Raw genomic sequence first — 20,387 nt, 5'->3', positions numbered from 1 at the left:
TTTCTATGCGTGCATTGTCATTATGATCTTGTTCGTTGTGAGTTTTGTATTTCCGAGATGGTTTCAAGTGGTGAGGATGTTACTCTTGGTGTTGGTGGCATTGACGATTTTAGATACGTTGATTCTGTTTTTTGCAAAACAGGGCGTCAAAGGTCATCGTATGTTGCCTGAAAAACTTTCAAACGGCGACCACAACCCTATCCGACTTCGTCTTGAAAATTTTTATACGTTTCCAGTGTATGTTCGTATTATCGATGAAATTCCACAGCAATTCCAAGTTCGTAATTTTAAGATTGACAGAAAACTAGACGCTTCAAGTGCGCTCGAACTGCAATATGAATTGCGACCTGTCGCGCGTGGCGAATATCATTTTGGGAAATTGAATATTTATGTCACTTCGGTTTTTGGTTTGATTGCACGTCGTTTTACTGCGGATGATAAGGCCATGGTACCAACCTACCCTAGCTTTATACAGTTACGAAAGTATGATTTGCTTGCCATCAGCAACAACCTTCATCAATATGGTATCAAAAAAATACGTCGTATTGGGCATACTATGGAATTTGAGCAAATAAAAGAGTATGTTCTAGGTGACGATTTGCGCACCATCAACTGGAAAGCAACTGCAAAGAAAAATGCTCTGATGGTCAATCAGTTTCAGGATGAAAAATCACAACCTGTTTATTCAGTGATCGATAAGGGACGTGTGATGAAAATGCCCTTTAACGGATTGATGTTGTTGGATTATGCCATCAATGCTGCTTTGGTTATTTCTAATGTCGCCCTAAAAAAACACGACAAAGCTGGTATTATAGCTTTCTCAAAAAAGCTTGAAAATATTGTAGTTGCAGAAAAACGAACCTCACAAATGAATCTGATTCTTGAGGCACTTTATAATGTAGAAACTGATTTTTTTGAAAGCGACTTCGGAAGATTGTACGCGGATATCAAACGAAACATTACGCAACGAGGTTTGATGTTGTTATACACCAATTTTGAAACTTTGGACGGCTTGCATCGCCAAATGCCGTATCTCAAAGGAATTGCAAAAAATCATTTGTTGGTGGTCATATTCTTTAAAAACACCGAACTGGAATCTATCATTGAGAATCCGGCAGAAACTGTCCAGCAAGCATATGATAAAGTGATTGCGGAAAAATTCGCTTTTGAAAAACGATTGATTGTCAACGAACTTCAAAAATATGGTATTCAATCCATTCTCACCACACCAGAAAATCTCACAATTGACACCATCAATAAATATCTTGAGATAAAAGCAAGAGGGTTGTTGTAGTGGTCAGTAAAAACAAAAAAAGAGATTCCGAATTTTTGAAATCTCTTAATTATTATTTTATGATATTAAAATAGAAGTTAGCATAATCTATTAAAAAAAAACTGCCTACTGCTACTGCCAACTATTTACTTGATTTAGACAGTTTCGCCAAGCCAAGCTTTCATCATCCAAACAGTTTTCTCTTGTTCGGTAATAAAATCACTCATCATTGAGTTGGTACCTTCATCATCGGCCTTATCTGATTTATCGAGAATGCTTCTTTCAATAATTAAAAGCTCTGTCAGCGATTCGACAATCAATTCCACTGCCTTCTCATCAACAGACACATTTTTACCGACAGGAACTTTTGCTGCTTTAGTATAATCATCAAAAGTATGTAAGGGAGTTTCGCCCAATGTCAAGATACGCTCTGCAATCTCATCTACTTTCAAATTGGCATCGGTGTAAAGTTCTTCAAATTTGATATGCAAATCAAAAAAGCGCTTTCCTTTGATATTCCAATGAATACCTCTCAAGTTTTGATAATAAACTTGGAAATTTGCCAAAAGCGTATTCAAATCTTTGGCAATTTCTTTTGTTTTTTTGGTATCTAAACCTATACTGTTTTTAGTCATATCTAGTGTTTTTTTGTGTTACCTCAAATTTACGACAGAATTAACAGTTAGAGTCATAGTTTTTATTAATCGTTTTTATATTTTTATAGCTTAAATTAATAACTAATGACCATAACGCAACTACACTACGTACTCGCTATTGCAGAACATAAAAATTTTACCAAAGCAGCTGAAAAGTGCTTTGTGACACAACCAACTTTAAGTACCCAAATTCAAAAGCTGGAAGAAGAGCTGGACGTTTTGATTTTTGATAGAGGAAAAAAACCGATCGAACTTACCGAAGTAGGCAAAAAGATTGTCCATCAAGCTCGAAACATTGTTAACGAGTCTGATAGAATTCAAGATATTGTCGACCAACAAAAAGGTTTTATTGGAGGTGAATTTAGATTAGGTATCATTCCTACTGTTATGCCAACTCTACTGCCAATGTTTCTAAAATCATTCATCAAAAAATATCCAAAAGTCAAGCTTAAAATCGAAGAGCTCACCACTGAAGAAATAATGCAACGTATCCACGAAGGGCATCTTGATGCTGGTATTGCGGCGACTCCATTAGAAAATGAACTTATTAAAGAGCGACCGCTTTATTACGAACCGTTTGTAGGTTATATCCCGACGGATCATCGATTGGCAGTGAAGAAAAAATTGGAAGTCAGCGATTTGGAAATTGAAGATATGCTCTTATTAGAAGATGGCCATTGTTTTAGAGATGGTGTTATCAACCTTTGTAAAGCTTTTAAAGACCAAAATGATGAACACTTTCAATTGGAAAGCGGCAGTATTGAAACACTCATAAAATTGTCAAATGAAGGACTTGGTATGACCTTGTTACCGTATTTGCATACGCTTGACCTCAACGACACTCTTAAAAGCAATCTTCATCATTTTAATGAACCATCACCAGCGCGTGAAGTCAGTCTAATTTATCATAAAAGTGAATTGAAAATTCACATCATTGAAGCATTACACAATTCCATTTCGGGCATTATTCGTGGGGCAATTGCTTTCTCCAATGTTCAAATAATCAGTCCGATACTCAAATAAAAAAGCGACTTATCGTCGCTTTTTTCTATGGTTTTAAATAAATTAAACACTGATTTAATTCTGGGTTCTGCTGTATCAAAGATTTGATAAATACTTTTAGCTCTTCAATTTCATAGGGCAACAACCGTTGAATCGCCTTTTGTACCTCTCTGCAGAACAAAGTAGCATCAAAGCTTACTTTTTTAAGTACAGTCTTTGTGTACTCAAACATCGCTCTTGCCATTCGTTTTTTAGGTTTAGGGGTTAGAATAAGTAGATTTTTTTATAAGCAGTATTTTTTAAATTCAGTTTAAATGTACTAAAAAAAATCATATCTCTATTTTATTAAGGTAAACTTTAACATTATCTAAATCGTTTTCGTAAACCTCTATAAGCATTCAATTCATACTCAAATTTTGAACCGATGCTTTAAAAACGATTGTCGCCATCCAATAGATTACCCAAGCCACCTAATATACTTCCTTCTCCTCTATCTTTACCTCCACCTTGAGGAGCAGCTGCCAACACACGTCCTGCAAGTCGGCTAAACGGTAAAGATTGAATATAAACCGAACCTGGTCCTTGAAGTTTGGCATAAAATAAGCCTTCACCTCCAAAAATAGAATTTTTGATACCTCCAATAAATTCAATATCGTAATCTACATCTTGTGTAAAACCCACCAAACAACCTGTATCGACCCTCAACGTTTCACCTGGCTTCAATTCTTTTCGAGCCATCGTACCTCCAGCGTGTACAAATGCCATTCCATTACCTTCCAATTTCTGCATAATAAACCCTTCTCCACCAAAAAGTCCTCGTCCCAGTTTCTTTGAAAATTCAATTCCAACGCTTACACCTTTTGCAGCGCATAAAAAAGCATCTTTTTGGCAGATGAATTTCCCTCTAAACTCTGTTAAATCAATCGGAATGATTTTACCGGGATAAGGCGATGCAAAAGACACATTTTTCTTTCCTGGCAAGGTGTTATAGAACGCTGTCATAAATAGACTTTCTCCTGTAAGAATACGTTTACCAGCTCCAAGTATGGAACCCAAAAAGCCTTTATTCTTTTCAGAACCATCGCCAAAAATGGTTTCCATTTTAATACCGTCATCCATCATCATAAAGCTTCCCGCTTCTGCTATGACGCCTTCTTGAGGGTCGAGTTCTATTTCTACGTATTGCATTTCTTCGCCGTAGATTCTGTAGTCAATTTCGTGTGCTGTCATACTATTTTACGTTTTAAGATTGATTGTTTCTATACTTATATGTTTGCTAAATTTACGATATGTTACAAAGGATTCAAAAATTCAAAGTTCAAAAGATTAAAATTCGAAATACCAAATCGTTAATCGTATATTGTAACAAAATCAAAAGACACTCGTCATACTTATAACTAATCAATCAAATTCGCTTTGGAAACAATCTTAACCATCAACAACCTCACAAAGAAATTTGGCTATCTCACGGCAGTCAAAGATTTAAGTTTTACCATCAATAAAGGAAACGTGTATGGCATCTTGGGACCTAACGGAAGTGGGAAGTCTACAACGCTTGGTATTGTTCTCAATGTTGTCAATAAAACCGCTGGTGATTTTAGCTGGTTTGACGGAAAGACCTCCACACACGACGCACTAAAAAAAGTGGGTGCCATTATTGAACGTCCAAATTTCTATCCGTATATGAGTGCTTACCAAAACCTAAAGTTGGTATGTAAAATTAAAGGGGTTGAATATTCCAAAATAGATGAAAAATTAGAGTTGGTAGGATTGTTGGAAAGAAAGGACAGTAAGTTCAGTACTTATTCCTTGGGAATGAAACAACGTCTCGCCATTGCTTCCGCTCTTTTGAATGACCCGGAAATATTGATTTTGGACGAACCAACCAATGGTTTGGATCCACAGGGAATTCATCAAATACGTTCGTTGATAAAATTGATTGCCAGCAATGGAACGACTATTTTATTGGCTTCACACTTATTGGATGAAGTTGAAAAAGTGTGCAGTCACGTAGTGGTACTTCGCAAAGGAGAAAAATTATATTCAGGTCGTGTGGATGAAATGACAAGCAGTCACGGCTTTTTTGAACTGAAAACCAATAAACACGATGAGTTAGTGTCATTTTTGGAATCTGATACCAAATTTAGCAAGCTCAAGGTCGAAGGAGAATTGATTACAGCGTTTCTAACTGAACCCATGGATGCTTCAACTTTTAATAAACTAATGTTTGAAAAAGGCATCACATTATCACACCTTGTAAAACGAAAAGAAAGCCTTGAAGAGCAATTTTTACAACTAACCGACAACAAATAACACCATCAAAACCAAACCAATGTTACGACTCATCAATCTAGAATTACAAAAGCTGCTGTTAAGTAGAGTAAACAAGGTACTGATTTTTATCTCCTTTATTTTACCGTTTACAGTGCTTATTCTATCATCTATAAAAATCAATTTCTTTGGATTTTTCACTTTAGAATTGGGCGAATTAGGTATCTTCAACTTTCCAATTATCTGGCACATCACCACGTTTTTTGCTTCCTATTTTAAACTGTTTTTCGCAATAGTGGTTGTAAGTATGATTGGTAATGAATATAGTAACAAAACCATCAAGCAAAATCTCATCGATGGGTTAAGCAAAAAAGAATTCATTCTTTCTAAATTCTATACCATTGTCTTTTTCTCGTTAGTATCAACTGTATTGATAGGCGTTGCCTCCTTTTTGATTGGCTTATATTATTCCAGCTATACCGAAGCGTCTATTATTGTTAGAGAAGTCGAATATTTATTGGCTTATTTTGTGAAACTTATAGGTTTCTTTAGTTTGTGTTTGTTCTTTGGAATGCTAGTGAAGCGTTCTGCTTTTGCATTAGCCTTTCTGTTTGTGCTTTACATAGTAGAATGGCTTGTTTTTTGGGGCTCGTATGAAGCATTTGAAAGCACAGATATGGCTTGGAAAGTCAAGAACTTTATGCCATTGGAATCAATGTACAAATTGATTGACCAACCTTTTCAGCGCATCATCATTACAAAATATCCCGATAAAATGGATTTAGCTTACGACTACGCCGTTCATTGGTATGAAATTGCGATAGTGTTAGGTTGGACTGCTTTATTTGTCTTTTTATCCTATCGATTATTAAAAGTGCGCGATTTATAATATATTTGATAGCTATTGCTATGCTATCAGATGAAAAAGATTTTTACCTTTTTACTTCTCGTATCGAGTTTTTACGCTCTTTCACAAAATCAGGCTGCTAATTGGTATTTTGGTTATGGAGCTGCCCTACAGTTTGATCTAGGAGCCAACACCCTTACCTCAATTAACGGCGGTGCTCTTTCAACAAATGAAGGTTGTGCCTCGATTTCTGATGTTTTTGGCAACCTTTTGTTTTACACCGATGGTTCATTTGTTTGGAACAGAAACAATAATATAATGACTAATGGTTCTGGACTTTTTGGAGACCCTTCCAGTACGCAGTCAGCTATCATCGTTCCTAAACCAAACGACCCTGATATTTACTATGTGTTTACCGTGGATAATGCCCTTAATGGTTCTAATTTTGGACTTAACTATTCAATAATCGATATGACTTTAAGTGGTGGATTGGGTAGTGTAACCAATAAGAACATCAATTTATTGGACAATTGTTCCGAAAAAATCAGTGCCGTATTAAAAGATTGTATCACTAAATCTATTTGGGTGCTGACTTATGCTTCACAAAATGGATCTACTACCAATTATAATTCTTTCTATGCTTATGAGGTATCGGATACGGGCGTAAACCCTGTACCTGTGGTGACTACTTTTAACAATATGACCACACAAGAAGCCAGAGGTTACCTCAAACTATCACCTGACGGAGAGAAGTTAGCCTGTGCCAATATGGGAAGTGGGATGTTTCTTTTTGATTTTGATGCAAACACTGGAATTGTAAGTAGCCAGCAACAACTCACTATTAACACAGCCAGCAATAGTGCATATGGTGTTGAGTTTTCACCCAATAGCCAATTTTTATATGTCAATTCTTCAAACGATCAACAAAGTGGAAGTCCTGCGGCCCATGCTTCAACCTTGAGTCAATTTGACCTCACTGCTCCAAATATTTCAGCATCAAGAATTACGATAGATCAACAACAACTTTATAGAGGAGGATTACAGCTAGGGCCAGATGGAAGGATTTACAGAGCTTTAAGTGCCACTTATGACATAGGATTGCCTTCTTTAGGAGTAATCAATAACCCCAATGAGCCAGGGTTAGCATGTGATTATCAGCATAACGCTGTAAATCTTTCTCCTAACAATTCTTCTCAGGGATTGCCACCTTTTATACAGTCCATATTTAATACACAAATAGACATTATTAGGAATAATGTGAACACAGTCAATCTACCTTTGTGTGAAGGCGAAAGTTATACATTAATGGCTGATGATATTCTGGGTGCAGATTATACTTGGACATTGGATGGAAATCCTCTCCCCGAAACTGACTTTGATTTGGTTATTACACAAAGTGGACATTATCAGGTTTATATAGATCAAAACAACGGGGATTGTGATATTGAAGGGCAAGCATTTGTAAGCTATTACCAAATACCTGTTGCAAATCAACCATCAAATATAGTTAATTGTGATACCACTACAACTTCCACATTTGATTTAACACTTCAGAATAGTAACATATTGGGTCCTCAAGACTTAACAAATTATGAAGTCCATTACTATAGAACACAGCAAGATGCCTTGGATGATATGAATGAAATAAACGGAACATTTACAAATGATTCAAATCCGCAGGAAATTTTTGCCAGAATTCATCATAGAAATAATTCTAATTGTTTTGATACCACTTCTTTTTTTATAGAAGTTAACATAACTCCGATAGTTTCTAATATTGATGATGTTACTGTATGTGATACTGACTTCAATGGCAACTTTAATGATGGATTTACAACCTTAAATCTATCAGACTATACAGAAGGCGTTTTAGGAAATCAAGATGACGCACTTTATACGGTAACATACCACAATTCTCAATTAGATGCAGATTCGGGTGACAACCCATTACCAAGTTCTTATACCAATCAAATGCCTTATGTTGAGGAAATCTTTGTACGAGTTGAGAACAACAGCAACACTGACTGTTACAGTACAGATTCTTTTATTTTGACGGTTAATGATTCACCAGAAGCTTTCGACACAACTGTGGTCCAGTGTGATGAGGATGGTATTCCTGAAGGATACACTGTTTTTAACATCAATCAAGCATTGGATGATATTACAGGAGGTACTGCAAATCGAGAAGTGACCTATTATTTGTCGATGACAGATGCTTTAGCCGGCGAAAATGAAATTAATGGAGATGCCTTTGAAAACTTCTTTAATCCTCAAGTGGTTTATGCAAAGGTTACAGACACCACATCTGGTTGCTCTAACTTTGCCGATATCACTTTAACCGTAAGCAATACCTTTGCTTATAATGCAACTCTAGAGCGTTGTGATGACGACGGAACTGAAGATGGTTTTTATAATTTCGATTTAACTGACGCTAATGACACCGTTATGGTAACACTACCATCAAATTTAAACATCAGTTACTATGAAAACTATGTTGATGCACTCCTGGAAACAAATGCATTAGGAACTAGTTACACTAATACCACTCCTTATTCTCAAACAATTTATGCGAGAGTAGAAAATGGCAACGCCTGTTACGGCATCAGTGAAGTGAAACTTACAGTATTTGAACTTCCTAACATTGAAATTGAAGATGAAGTGATTTATTGCCTCAACACATTTCCTGAAACAACCATTATAACAGGTGGTGTTGTAGGCGATTCTGCTAGCAATTACTATTATCTATGGTCCACAGGAGAAAATACATCAGAAATTATGGTGAATGAACCCGGTGTTTACACAGTTAGAGTGACCAACACAGATGGCTGTTACAAGGATAGAACAGTCACTGTTTTACCATCAAATATTGCTACAATTACAAATGTCGAAATTGTTGATGCTACTCAAAACAATACGGTAACTATATTGGTTTCAGGTGAAGGAGACTATGAATATGCCTTGGATGACATGAATGGCCCATATCAAGACAGTAATAGATTTGATAATGTACCGCCTGGATTTCATACGGTATACGTCAAAGACCAAAATGATTGTGGCATTGCTGAAGAATTGATTTCGGTAATTGGGTTTCCCAAGTTTTTTACGCCTAACGATGATACTTATAATGATTTTTGGCAAGTATATGGGGTGAATACCCAGTTTCAACCAAATACCATGATTTACATTTTTGACCGTCATGGCAAACTCATTAAAGAATTGGACCCTTTGAGCAAAGGTTGGGATGGAACGCTGAATGGATACAATCTACCTGCAAGTGATTATTGGTTTCAAGTTACCCTGCAGGATGGAAGGGTTTACAATGGACATTTTGCATTGAAACGTTGAGTTGCTTAACTTCACGTATCTAATGCGGACAGATAGTTAATAAAACTTTTCATGAAAGTAGTTAAACTGTTTCTTATTGGTTTTATTATTGGCATACCGCTTAAAAACTTTGGGCAGGACATTTCTTTGCATCAACAATTCAATGGGAGGTACGACTATCTTGCCATCGGCAACACATTAAACCCATTTGAAAATAACTTGGTTGGTAGCTTTTGCGAAATTTTACCATCTTCCCAAGCCGACTTAAACCTTAATACAGGTGATACTATCGTTGCTGCTTATTTATACTGGGCAGGTTCTGGTGAAGGTGACACCAATATTAGTCTAAATGGAAATTCAATTAATTCCGATTTACTTTTTAATGTAACTTATACAGAAAATGCGCTCGGTCCATTGGTCTACTTTTCATGTTTTGCCGATGTTACGGATTTAGTTCTTTCAGAAGGAAATGCAACTTACACATTATCAGATTTAGACATTTCAGATGTACTTGCTAACGATTTTAGGTATTGCGACAATCGAACCAACTTTGCAGGTTGGGCGATGTATGTTATTTATCAGAATGATGATTTACCCCTAAATCAAATCAATTTATTTCAAGGATTGGAAATCATCAATAGAAATGTTCAGGAAAAAACCATCGTCTTGGAAAATTTGAATGTCATTGACAACGAAGATGCAAAAATTGGCTTTTTAGCTTGGGAAGGTGACAATGCCTTAAATTATGGCGAAACGCTTTCGATAAACGGAAATATTTTGGCCAATCCTCCATTGAATTTGGCCAACAATGCATTTAATGGTACGAATACATTCACTAATTCAAACACATTTTATAATATGGATTTGGATGTATATGATATTCAAGACAACATTCAAATTGGTGATTCAGAGGCGACAATCAGAATGACAACTGGTGGTTTAGATGCAAATGGCGTTTTTCAGGCAGATTTGATAATCATTAATAACATTATTACCGTTTTAAATAGTCAATTACCTGATGCAACTATTGCCCTAGATGATTATGACCTCAATTGCGATGACGAGTTATTATTGAACTATACCGTTTTCAATATAAATTCAACAGATATACTTCCTGCAAGCACACCTATTGCATTTTATATAAATGGCATTGTGGTCGGTCAAAGTAATACAGAAAATGAAATTCCCATTGGTGATTCAGAATCCGGAAGTATTATTTTGACTATTCCTGATGGTTTGGTCGACTCTTTTGAACTGACTATTTCTGTAGATGACGATGGCTCCCATAACGGAATGGTCACAGAAACCAGTGAAGTCAATAACACTTTTACCGTAACTATTGAATTGTTACAACTTCCCACTGTTACAACACTTCCAAATGTATTAAAATGCAACGAAGGCTACGATTCAGCAGTATTTAATTTAATTGATGCAATTCCAGAGGAAATTGATATTTCAACGATTATAGGGTTCTATGAAAGTATTGAAGATTTAACTGCAACCGAAAACGAAATTTTCTTACCAGAAGCCTATGCAAGCATCAACAATCCGCAAACCATTTATGTAAAGGTCGAAACCATCCCATGTTTTGATATATTACAATTTGACATCATGGTGGAAAATTGTCCTCCGTACGTGCCTGATGGCTTTTCGCCAAACAACGACTCAAAGAATGACTGGTTTAACATCCAGGGACTTTACAATATTTTTCTAGACCATGAACTTGTGATTTTTAATAGATACGGCACTTTAATTTTTGAAGGCAATAACGATACGCCTTGGAACGGAAAAGCCAATAGAGGTTTGAATAATTTAGGAAAATTATTGCCACAAGGAACCTATTTCTTTATTCTGAACCTAAACGACCCAAATTATAAGCCAATACAAGGATGGGTATATATGAATTATTAAACTTCACAATTGTTAATAATTTTCTTGTGTTAAAGTACTATTTTTTAGAATGATAGCGTTATTTTTTCATACATTTAGCCGCTATTAGCTACCCAGGATTGAAATAATTATTTCCCGGAAAAATTGATGAAATGTTAATATTTAGTGTATTTCATCGTGTTTTTTTGCATTTCATCTAATTATAATATAATTTTCGCCTCGAATAGCTTTCAGCATGTTTTATTTTTAAATGCTGTGATAAAGAAAATTAGCCCAAAATGAATTTTTTTCGTAGTTCCCTCTATCTACTTATGTACTTGTCTTCCGGTTTAATGCTGTCACAACAAGTCACGATTAACGATACATTCTCACCTCAACAATTGATTGAAAACAATCTCATTCAGGGTTGTGTTGAGACTTCAAATATCACATCCCAAATAAATGGCTCTATTAATGGCTTTTCGAGTTTTGGGTATTTTGAAAAAGCCTCCTCAAATTTTCCATTCGAAAATGGTATTGTACTTTCTACAGGTCGAGCTATATCTGGCGGAAACTCACTAAATACAGCTGTTTTAAATGAAGGACAATCAGATTGGTTAACTGACCCAGATTTAGAAGCTGCCCTTGGAATTTCAAATACACTCAATGCAACGTCTATTGAATTCGATTTTGTTTCGATTTCAAATCAAATACAATTCAATTACATTTTAGCTTCAGAAGAATATTTTCACAATTTTCCATGTGAGTATTCTGATGGCTTTGCTTTTCTAATTAAGGAGGCTGGCACCTCAAATCCTTATACAAATATTGCCGTAATACCTGGCAGCTCAACACCTGTTAACACCAATACCATTCACGCTGCCATTGCGGGTTATTGTCCAGCATCAAACCCACAATATTTCGCCGGTTATAATTTGGCTGATACAAATTTCAACGGACGTACCAAAGTAATGTCTGCTACAGCCAACATCACACCAAACGTTACTTATCATATCAAACTCGTAATCGCCGATCAGACAGACAAAAACTATGATTCAGCCGTTTTTATTGAGGGCAATAGTTTTAATGCTTCCGTTGATCTAGGTGATGATATTACAACCTGTGCCGACAGTTTATTACTAGATGCAAACATAGGAAATCCAGCTGCTATTTACTCATGGTATCTAAATTCAAATTTGATTCCTGGAGAAACCCAATCTACAATGGTTGTTTCTCAATCTGGAAGTTACAGTGTTATTGTAGAAATTCCATTAGCTGGTTCAACCTGTACAATTGAAGATACTGTTGAAATCAGTTTAAGTTCTACCCAAACTGCCACATCCATTGATGATTATGAGCTGTGCGATGATTCAAGTATGGATGGCATAGAAACGTTTGATTTGAGCACACGAAATAACGAAGTTTTAGCATCAGTTCCTGCATCTAACTACAACATTTCGTACCACTATTCAGCTTCTGAAGCGCAAAACAATAATAATCCCATTAATTCACCTATACAAAATAGTGTAAACAATCAACTCATTCATATTAGAATTGAAGACACTGTAAATGGTTGTTTAGCCTTTAGCAGCTTCCATTTGGTCGTGAACCCATTACCATCTATCACTTCGCCATCCACTTTAATAGTTTGTGATGATGCAACCAACGATGGCATTACCCAAATTAATTTCACGGATAGTAATGAACAAATTACCAATGGTCAGACCGCCCTTGTGGTTACATATCATCTTACTGCCAATGCTGCCAATATCGGATCTAATGCCATCGCAATGCCATTTGTAAATACATCTCCAACAGGACATGTGTATGTGAGAGTTGTAAATTCAACAACTGGATGTTATACCACTACAACGTTAGATTATGAGGTAATTGGTAGTCCAACAATAAATTATGATGATATTTATCTAGATGCTTGCGACCAAGATCATGATGGGTTGGCTACTTTCGATCTCGATAGTATTGTAAATGATGTTTTAGCCGGTTTGACCGGAGTATCTGTGACTTTTCATGAATCGTTCAATGATGCCCAAAATGGAAGCAACCCTATAGCTAATCCTGGTAACTTCAATAATACCGTCGCTGAAGAGCAAATTGTTTATATAAGAGTTGAGGACGATACCACTGGATGTGCATCTGTAAGATCGTTTGAGATTCATTCAAATTTGTTACTTACAGGCACCAATATTAAAGATTTCTCGGCTTGTGATGAAGAGAATGATAATATAGAACTTTTCAATTTGGCCGATATGGCTACGGATATTATCAATGGCCTAGAAGACGTTTCTGTTAGTTTTTTCACTTCAGAATCAGACAGGGACAATCAAATTAATGAGTTAGATCAAGGTGTTTCGTTTCAACCGACAGAATATCCAACGATGCTATATCTCACCATTACAAGTCCAACCTGTAGCGAAACAGCTGAAATCGAATTGATTTTAAATCCAATCGTCGAATTTCCTAGTGTAGGCCCAGTAGATTATTGCGATTACGATTTGGATGGTTTTGCCTCTATAGATTTGCACAGTTTTGACTCCTTGGTAACTGGTGGCCAATCTGGTTTTGTAGTTACTTATTACGCTTCAGAGGAAGATGCAGATGCAAATAGCAATCCGCTTCCCGACTTTTATACCAATACAGTTAATCCAGTCACAGTTTATCCTAAAGTTTCAGTTGCAGGTTCAGATTGTGGTGATGTAAATCCGTTTACAATTAATGTATTGCCAGCGCCCGAAACATTTCAACCAGATGACATTTTTATTTGTGATGATGATCAGGATGGATTTGTTTTTGTGAATTTAACCCAAACATATAGCCAATTGGTAACAGATATGTCTAATAGATCTGTTTCGTTCTTCCTTACCAATGAAGATCTAATAAACAATACAAACGCACTTACCAATGTCACTAATTATTATACAGATACATCGGGCATCTATGCCAAAGTAACCAATACCACCACAGGATGTTGGTCTAGAGAGTTGTTTGGTGTTTATGTCAGCACCTTACCAGATTTTCCTCAAATAAGCACTTACAAGTTTTGTGAAAATGCTAGCGATGGCGTCGGAGATTTCTTTTTCTCATCAAAAGACTCCGAAATTTTAAATGGTCAAATTGGCAAACAAGCCCTCTATTATTTCAATCAGAATGACGCCGATAATAGACAAAATGAGATCGACAAAAATTCAGCATATCAAAATAGTAGCAACCCTCAAACGATATTTGTAAGGGTTGAGAGCATAGATAACCAAGATTGTTATGGTACTTCATCGTTTCAAATTGAAGTTGGAACAAACCCTCTGTTCAATCAACCTTCAGATTGGTTCAAATGCGATGATATTAGTAACGATGCGATGGAAACATTTGACTTGAGCTCCAAAATATCAGAAATCACCCAGGGCATCAATGAAAATTCAGATGTGACATTTTACACCACGCAAGAAAATGCAGAAGAAGGGGTTAATGCAATTCCATTAGAATTTACAAACACTTTTAACCCACAGCAAATATATGTACGTATCGACAATGGAAATATCTGTCCTTCTATCACGAGCTTTACGTTAAATGTGGTACAAGTGGCGCAGGCCAATCCTGCAACTCCTCTAGAAATGTGCGATACTAATTATGATGGCATTGTTACATTTGATTTGACGCTTTCTGAAATTGAAATTCTGGATGTAAGACAAGATAATTTAGAAATAGCATATTTCAGAAATATTGACAATTTAGAAAACAACACCAATCGTATCAATAATCCATCATCCTTCACCAATCAATCAAATCCACAAACAGTATATGTTAGGATTACAAATACACTTTCAGATTGTTATTTGGCGATTCCATTAGAGCTGAATGTCAACCTACCTCCTGCTATCAATGATTTTGGCAGTATCAATGTCTGTGATAACGAAAACAGCTACTTTGATCTATTAGAGGTTAACAATCTCATTGTAAATGATCAAAGCAACACAGCAATTACATATCACACATCAAATGCAGATGCTCTAGCAAATACAGGCACTTTGGATACTAACTTTACCTATTCAGCTCCTAACACCACTTTATTTGCAAGAGTTGAAAATGCAACAACAGGATGTTTCATCACTTACGAATTTAATGTGCGTATAAGACCTTTACCAGTGGCAAATACACCAAATAACCTGGAAGATTGTGACGACGATTTTGATGGTATCCTTGCTTTTAACCTAACGGCACAAAATTCTGCAATTCTTGGTGGACAAAACCCTAACAACTTTACCGTCTCTTATTACAATTCAATTGCTGATGCGGAATCAGGAAGCAATACCCTTCCCAATACTTACGTGGCATTCAATGGTGAAATCATTTATGCAAGGGTTGAAAACAATACCACAGGATGCTATAGCACGACACAGTTCGAAATCGTCATTCATCCTAGACCTGTAGTAGAGATTCCTGATCAAGTGATTTGTTTGGAAAACTTCCCATTGTTGGTAAGTGCAAATACTAACAATCCTACAGATACCTATCTATGGTCCACTAATCAAACCACACCTGAAATTGAAATTACTACCATAGGTACCTACCACGTAACAGTAACCACCGAATTCGGCTGCCAGACAACACAGGTATTTAACGTGACGGAATCGCAACAGGCCATCATAGAAATTGTAGAAACTGTTGATTTTTCAGACCCTAACAACATCACCATCACCATCAGTGGTATCGGTAACTACCTATATCAATTGGATGATAACGACCCACAGGAATCAAATGTGTTCCAAAACGTTGGTATTGGTTACCACACAGTTACGGTCATCGATTTAAATGGATGTTCAGAAATATCAAAAGAAGTCTTGGTACTGGATTTCCCTAAATTCATGACACCTAATGCTGATGGATATTTTGACACATGGCACATCATTGGTGTAGAGACATTGCCAGGCACTACCATTTACATTTATGATAGGTATGGCAAACAAGTAAGCTACCTAACATCTAGCTCTTCTGGTTGGGATGGTAATTACAATGGACAAAAAATGCCAGCTACAGATTACTGGTTCGTGGCAGATGTAAGAGGAGGTCAGAAAGAGTTTCAAGCTAAAGGCCACTTCGCTTTAAGAAGATAATTGTTAACCTCTATAATTGATGTTCCAAATTCCAATTAAACCACGGAGTTTGGAACTTCCTTTTTTAAATAAACCGAAAGGCATCTTTAACATATATTTCAATCTTTTCTGTTGATAGGATGCGTATCTTTGCATCCGGAAAAATTGTAAATGAAAAGCCTTTCTAAATTACTTTTCTTGCTTCTGCCTGCGCTCATGTTTGCACAAAATGTTCGTGTAGACAGCCAGACTTATACACCGCAGCAATTGGTAGAAGACATCCTCATCAATAGCACCTGTATCAACAATGTGATTGTGACGAATATAGTTGGTGGTAATTTCGGAGGAAATGACACCAGTTATGGTTATTTTGAGGCGAATGGCAGCAATTTTCCTTTCCAAAGTGGTATTGTTTTGAGTACTGGAAAAATAGCAAATGCTGAAGGCCCCAATACATCCTTGAGTGACGATGATGCTCCTGGTTGGATCGGCGATACGGATTTGGAAAATGTCCTCAACGAACCCAACACGCTCAACGCCACAATACTCGAATTTGATTTTACCTCACAAGCATCGCAAATCAGCTTTAGATATTTGTTCGCTTCAGAAGAATATCAGGAAAATGATGATAATACCTGCCAATACTCCGACCTCTTCGGATTTTTGATTCGCCCCGTAACCGAAACACAGTACACTAATATTGCATTGGTTCCCGATACCCAAACTCCTGTAAAGGTCACAACCGTTCATTCGGGTATTCAGGGCGGCTGCCCTCCTATCAACGAATTTTATTTCGAAGGCTGGAACGGACCATCCGCTCCCATCAATTTCAACGGGCAAACGAAGGTACTGACAGCAACTGCCAATGTTACTCCCAACACAACGTATCACGTAAAGTTGGTCATTGCAGATGAGCAAAACTATCGGTATGACTCTGCAGTGTTTTTGGAAGCTGGTAGTTTTCAAATTTCAACCGATTTGGGCCCAAATCTCTTAAGCTCCACAGGCAACGCTTTATGTGATGAAGAGACATACACTTTGGATGCCAGCCAACCCAATGTTAGCGCCTATAAATGGTTTAAAGATAATGTAGAACTCATTGGTGAAACAAATCCCACCCTAACGGTCAACGAAGCCGGGACCTACGAAGTGGAAGTCACCCTGTCCAATGGCTGTGTTTCTTATGGTGATGTGGTCATCGAGTTTTACCCAGCAGTGGTGGTCACAGATGCCACGCTTACAGAATGTGATCAAAATCAAGACGGCATCACATTCTATGATTTGTACGATGCTTCAAACAGTATCACCAATAGTAATCAATCATTGTTCATCACTAATTTCTTTTTCACGCAGAACAACGCAATCCAGAATACGGGCAATATCATAAATCCCAACGATTTTCAAAACACTACTCCTAACCAAATAGTTTTTGCACGTGTAGAAAACCAAGCTGGCTGTTTTGAAATTGCACAATTACAACTAGTCATCTCCTCAAATGTCGTCACTATTGCGCCACAAACAGCATGCGATGATGCGCCTACAGATGGATTTACAGATTTTAACCTCAACGACATCACAGCCTCCATTCAATCACAAATACCAGCAGATGCCGTAGTGCGCTACTACCTCACAGAGGCCGATGCCTTCAGCAACAATAATGCATTGAGTTCTCCATATCGCAATACCACTCAAAACACACAAACGCTGTTTGTAAAGATTTTGAGCAACAATCAGTGCTATGCGGTAACAACGGTGACTTTAAACGTTCTTTATACTCCTACATTAGCAGATGATGAAACAGTGATTTATTGTACCGATAGCTTTCCAAATACCGTCCGAATTTTAGGTGGCGTACGCAACGATTCTGCAAGCAATTATTACTACGAATGGCTCTTCAACGGTACCTCAACAGGTGTCAATACGTCGTTCTTTGATGCCAATGAAATAGGTACTTACACCGTCATCGTCACTGACCCGAATGGCTGCTCGGCGACGCGCAATATTACGGTCACAGCTTCTGAAGCTGCTACTATCGAGGACATCATTGTTCAAGAAGGTGGTTCTAATAACACCGTTACGGTCATTGTTTCGGGCAATGGCGAGTATGAATATGCATTGGACAATCCAAATGGTTTTTACCAAGACAGCAATACCTTTACCAATGTCGCTCCCGGAATTCATACAGTGTATGTAAGAAACCAAGACGAATGTGGCATCGTAGAACAGGAAATCGCTGTCCTCGGCTTCCCGAAGTTCTTTACTCCTAATGGCGATACGCAAAACGAAACATGGCAGGTATATGGTGTCAAGGCGCGTTTCAATCAGGGCATCGACATTAAGATATTTAACCGCTATGGTAAAATTCTGGCGCAGTTCAACCACTTAAGCCCCGGTTGGGATGGTACTCATAAAAGCCGTCCAATGCCTAGCGATGATTACTGGTTTGTCGCAACCCTACCCGACGGTCGAACTTATAGAGGTCATTTTGCCCTCGTTAGATAACTTTTAAAAAAAACTCCCCAATTGAGGATTTCCGTAAAGAAATCTCAAAAAATAATCTGATATTAGATAGCATTTAAATGCATCCCCCCAATGATGACTCACTTCAATCCCCACGTTTATCTGGGTCTGCACATAGCAGACCTAGATAAACCTGTGTCCTTAAATTTTCAGGACCCTTCGGGCAAATCCTACCATTTGCTTGATGACAATGTGAAATCACTTTTCGGTTTACATGTGAAAAATATCTTTATTAAAACCAATAATGATGGCATCATCATCAGCATCTCCACGTATTTTCCACAAATACTTGAAGACAAGGTTTACGAGGAAATGGTTGACACCTATGGCGAACCCCACAGCGTTTTAAAAGAAGATACTACAACTTTAGAAAAGGAATTTTTATCTGATAACTCTGAAGCCACTTCATTAAGACAACAATCTCTTGTAGAAGTTGCCTTAAAAGACCACCCCATCCTATTGGTCTGGCAATACAACGACGTCCAAATAGTAGTCACAAACAACTCAAAAAACAACTCCCTTAAAATTCTATTTACAGACATTAGTATGAGTGTAAAATCCTAGTATTGATGAACTATCCGTTTTTAAATAATAGCATGATGAAAATGACGTTTTATACTAAATACTGGATTTGAAAACACTATCAATACTCATAACACTACTTATCAGCATAAAATCATTTGCATGCGATTGTTATAAAAAAGATTTTTTAGAGGCCTATGCAGATGCCGATATCGTACTGACAGCCAAAGTTGTAGATATAACCAGAAATGGAAAAAGTGCTGGGTATTCAAATTTAAATTTAGAACCTATTGATATTTATAAGGGAAATTTTGAAAACCAAATAAAACTTTACAATGAGGCAAAATCCATGTGCGTGTTTTATCCTCCCATAGATACTACCTGGCTGTTTTTCGCCACTAAAGATACTAATAATGGATATTATACCATGAGATGGTGCAATAGCTCCAAACAATTAGATAAGCAATTCTATAACAATAGAGCTCCCAATGCCGAAAAGCATTATTATTGGCACGTTCCATTAACTTTGGATTTGTTTCAATTTCTGTCAAAGAATAAATTGAATCCAAATTATGATTCTAAAATTCAACCAATAATAGAATCATTTAGCATTTTCGATAAATATAAAAATGCTGATATTGAAGGTGGTAAATTTGCATATTATGAAGTGACAGTTGATAAGAGCTATAATATTGTCAACTTGGTCCCTATCATTGAATTCGGAAATCCGAAGTTGAGAGAAGAATTACTTACAGATATTTATAACAACCTGACAATCCTAAAACAAAAAACAAGTTTATCAGACATTACCACAGTTACTTTTATACTTCACTATTATAAGGATACATCCAATAGAACACGCATCAGAACAGTAAATGGTTTACGATAGTGAAGAGGTTAAACAGTTTTTTGGATAGTCTCCACCATCCTTGTCCACAAAACTGATCGTACTGTCCATATGAGTGAACGTCCTGTCCACACAAGTGACCATCCTGTCC

The 20,387-nt window shown here is 36.9% G+C and carries 13 protein-coding genes; 10 read left to right on the top strand and 3 right to left on the bottom strand.

The genetic code is table 11. The features are described 5' to 3' along the window. Positions 1-22: 22 nt before the first annotated feature. Positions 23-1,294 (top strand): DUF58 domain-containing protein, encoded by a 1,272-nt coding sequence (locus M0G43_RS13420; RefSeq protein WP_248027699.1) that lies wholly within the window; start codon positions 23-25, stop codon positions 1,292-1,294. Positions 1,295-1,428: 134 nt separating this feature from the next. Here the strand turns inward: M0G43_RS13420 and M0G43_RS13415 are convergent, their stop codons facing one another. Continuing rightward, positions 1,429-1,908 (bottom strand): Dps family protein, encoded by a 480-nt coding sequence (locus tag M0G43_RS13415; RefSeq protein ID WP_248027196.1) that lies wholly within the window; start codon positions 1,906-1,908, stop codon positions 1,429-1,431. Positions 1,909-2,013: 105 nt separating this feature from the next. Here M0G43_RS13415 and M0G43_RS13410 point away from each other — a divergent pair, with 105 nt between their 5' ends. Next, positions 2,014-2,952, top strand: coding sequence for a LysR substrate-binding domain-containing protein (locus M0G43_RS13410; RefSeq protein ID WP_248027193.1), 939 nt, complete (start codon positions 2,014-2,016; stop codon positions 2,950-2,952). A gap of 25 nt (positions 2,953-2,977) precedes the next feature. Here the strand turns inward: M0G43_RS13410 and M0G43_RS13405 are convergent, their stop codons facing one another. After that, on the bottom strand, positions 2,978-3,175 hold the full coding sequence (locus M0G43_RS13405; protein WP_248027191.1) for a hypothetical protein: 198 nt from the start codon (positions 3,173-3,175) through the stop codon (positions 2,978-2,980). Positions 3,176-3,360: 185 nt separating this feature from the next. Next, on the bottom strand, positions 3,361-4,161 hold the full coding sequence (locus tag M0G43_RS13400; protein ID WP_248027189.1) for a TIGR00266 family protein: 801 nt from the start codon (positions 4,159-4,161) through the stop codon (positions 3,361-3,363). A gap of 186 nt (positions 4,162-4,347) precedes the next feature. Between M0G43_RS13400 and M0G43_RS13395 the strand changes: the two genes are divergently transcribed. The 8 genes from M0G43_RS13395 (at position 4,348) to M0G43_RS13360 (ending at position 20,278) form a co-directional block, all read left to right on the top strand. Continuing rightward, positions 4,348-5,244, top strand: a complete 897-nt coding sequence (locus M0G43_RS13395) for an ABC transporter ATP-binding protein (protein WP_248027187.1) — start codon at positions 4,348-4,350, stop codon at positions 5,242-5,244. Positions 5,245-5,263: 19 nt separating this feature from the next. Next, entirely contained in the window at positions 5,264-6,091 is an 828-nt protein-coding gene (locus M0G43_RS13390; RefSeq protein ID WP_248027184.1) for an ABC transporter permease, read from the top strand. A gap of 30 nt (positions 6,092-6,121) precedes the next feature. Continuing rightward, positions 6,122-9,394 (top strand): T9SS type B sorting domain-containing protein, encoded by a 3,273-nt coding sequence (locus M0G43_RS13385; RefSeq protein ID WP_248027182.1) that lies wholly within the window; start codon positions 6,122-6,124, stop codon positions 9,392-9,394. 51 nt (positions 9,395-9,445) lie between these two features. Further along, complete coding sequence (locus M0G43_RS13380) at positions 9,446-11,284, top strand: gliding motility-associated C-terminal domain-containing protein (protein ID WP_248027180.1); 1,839 nt, start codon at positions 9,446-9,448, stop codon at positions 11,282-11,284. Between the two features lie 257 nt (positions 11,285-11,541). Beyond that, positions 11,542-16,368, top strand: a complete 4,827-nt coding sequence (locus M0G43_RS13375; RefSeq protein ID WP_248027178.1) for a T9SS type B sorting domain-containing protein — start codon at positions 11,542-11,544, stop codon at positions 16,366-16,368. A gap of 150 nt (positions 16,369-16,518) precedes the next feature. Continuing rightward, positions 16,519-18,849, top strand: a complete 2,331-nt coding sequence (locus M0G43_RS13370; RefSeq protein ID WP_248027176.1) for a T9SS type B sorting domain-containing protein — start codon at positions 16,519-16,521, stop codon at positions 18,847-18,849. Positions 18,850-18,939: 90 nt separating this feature from the next. Continuing rightward, positions 18,940-19,431, top strand: a complete 492-nt coding sequence (locus tag M0G43_RS13365; RefSeq protein ID WP_248027174.1) for a hypothetical protein — start codon at positions 18,940-18,942, stop codon at positions 19,429-19,431. A gap of 67 nt (positions 19,432-19,498) precedes the next feature. Then, positions 19,499-20,278, top strand: coding sequence for a hypothetical protein (locus tag M0G43_RS13360; protein WP_248027172.1), 780 nt, complete (start codon positions 19,499-19,501; stop codon positions 20,276-20,278). The last annotated feature ends 109 nt before the right edge of the window (positions 20,279-20,387 follow it).

The sequence above is a fragment of the Subsaxibacter sp. CAU 1640 genome, from assembly GCF_023156585.1.
Taxonomy (GTDB): domain Bacteria; phylum Bacteroidota; class Bacteroidia; order Flavobacteriales; family Flavobacteriaceae; genus JBPOFM01.
Note: the sequence above shows the minus strand (reverse complement) of the source record. Positions and strands in the feature narration are given on the sequence as shown.

Excerpts from the sequence above, each read along its gene's own strand:
- M0G43_RS13420 (WP_248027699.1), top strand. The coding sequence starts at position 23 with ATGATCTTGTTCGTTGTGAGTTTTGTATTTCCGAGATGGTTTCAAGTG.
- M0G43_RS13415 (WP_248027196.1), bottom strand. The coding sequence starts at position 1,908 with ATGACTAAAAACAGTATAGGTTTAGATACCAAAAAAACAAAAGAAATT.
- M0G43_RS13410 (WP_248027193.1), top strand. The coding sequence starts at position 2,014 with ATGACCATAACGCAACTACACTACGTACTCGCTATTGCAGAACATAAA.
- M0G43_RS13405 (WP_248027191.1), bottom strand. The coding sequence starts at position 3,175 with ATGGCAAGAGCGATGTTTGAGTACACAAAGACTGTACTTAAAAAAGTA.
- M0G43_RS13400 (WP_248027189.1), bottom strand. The coding sequence starts at position 4,161 with ATGACAGCACACGAAATTGACTACAGAATCTACGGCGAAGAAATGCAA.
- M0G43_RS13390 (WP_248027184.1), top strand. The coding sequence starts at position 5,264 with ATGTTACGACTCATCAATCTAGAATTACAAAAGCTGCTGTTAAGTAGA.
- M0G43_RS13385 (WP_248027182.1), top strand. The coding sequence starts at position 6,122 with ATGAAAAAGATTTTTACCTTTTTACTTCTCGTATCGAGTTTTTACGCT.
- M0G43_RS13380 (WP_248027180.1), top strand. The coding sequence starts at position 9,446 with ATGAAAGTAGTTAAACTGTTTCTTATTGGTTTTATTATTGGCATACCG.
- M0G43_RS13375 (WP_248027178.1), top strand. The coding sequence starts at position 11,542 with ATGAATTTTTTTCGTAGTTCCCTCTATCTACTTATGTACTTGTCTTCC.
- M0G43_RS13370 (WP_248027176.1), top strand. The coding sequence starts at position 16,519 with ATGAAAAGCCTTTCTAAATTACTTTTCTTGCTTCTGCCTGCGCTCATG.
- M0G43_RS13365 (WP_248027174.1), top strand. The coding sequence starts at position 18,940 with ATGATGACTCACTTCAATCCCCACGTTTATCTGGGTCTGCACATAGCA.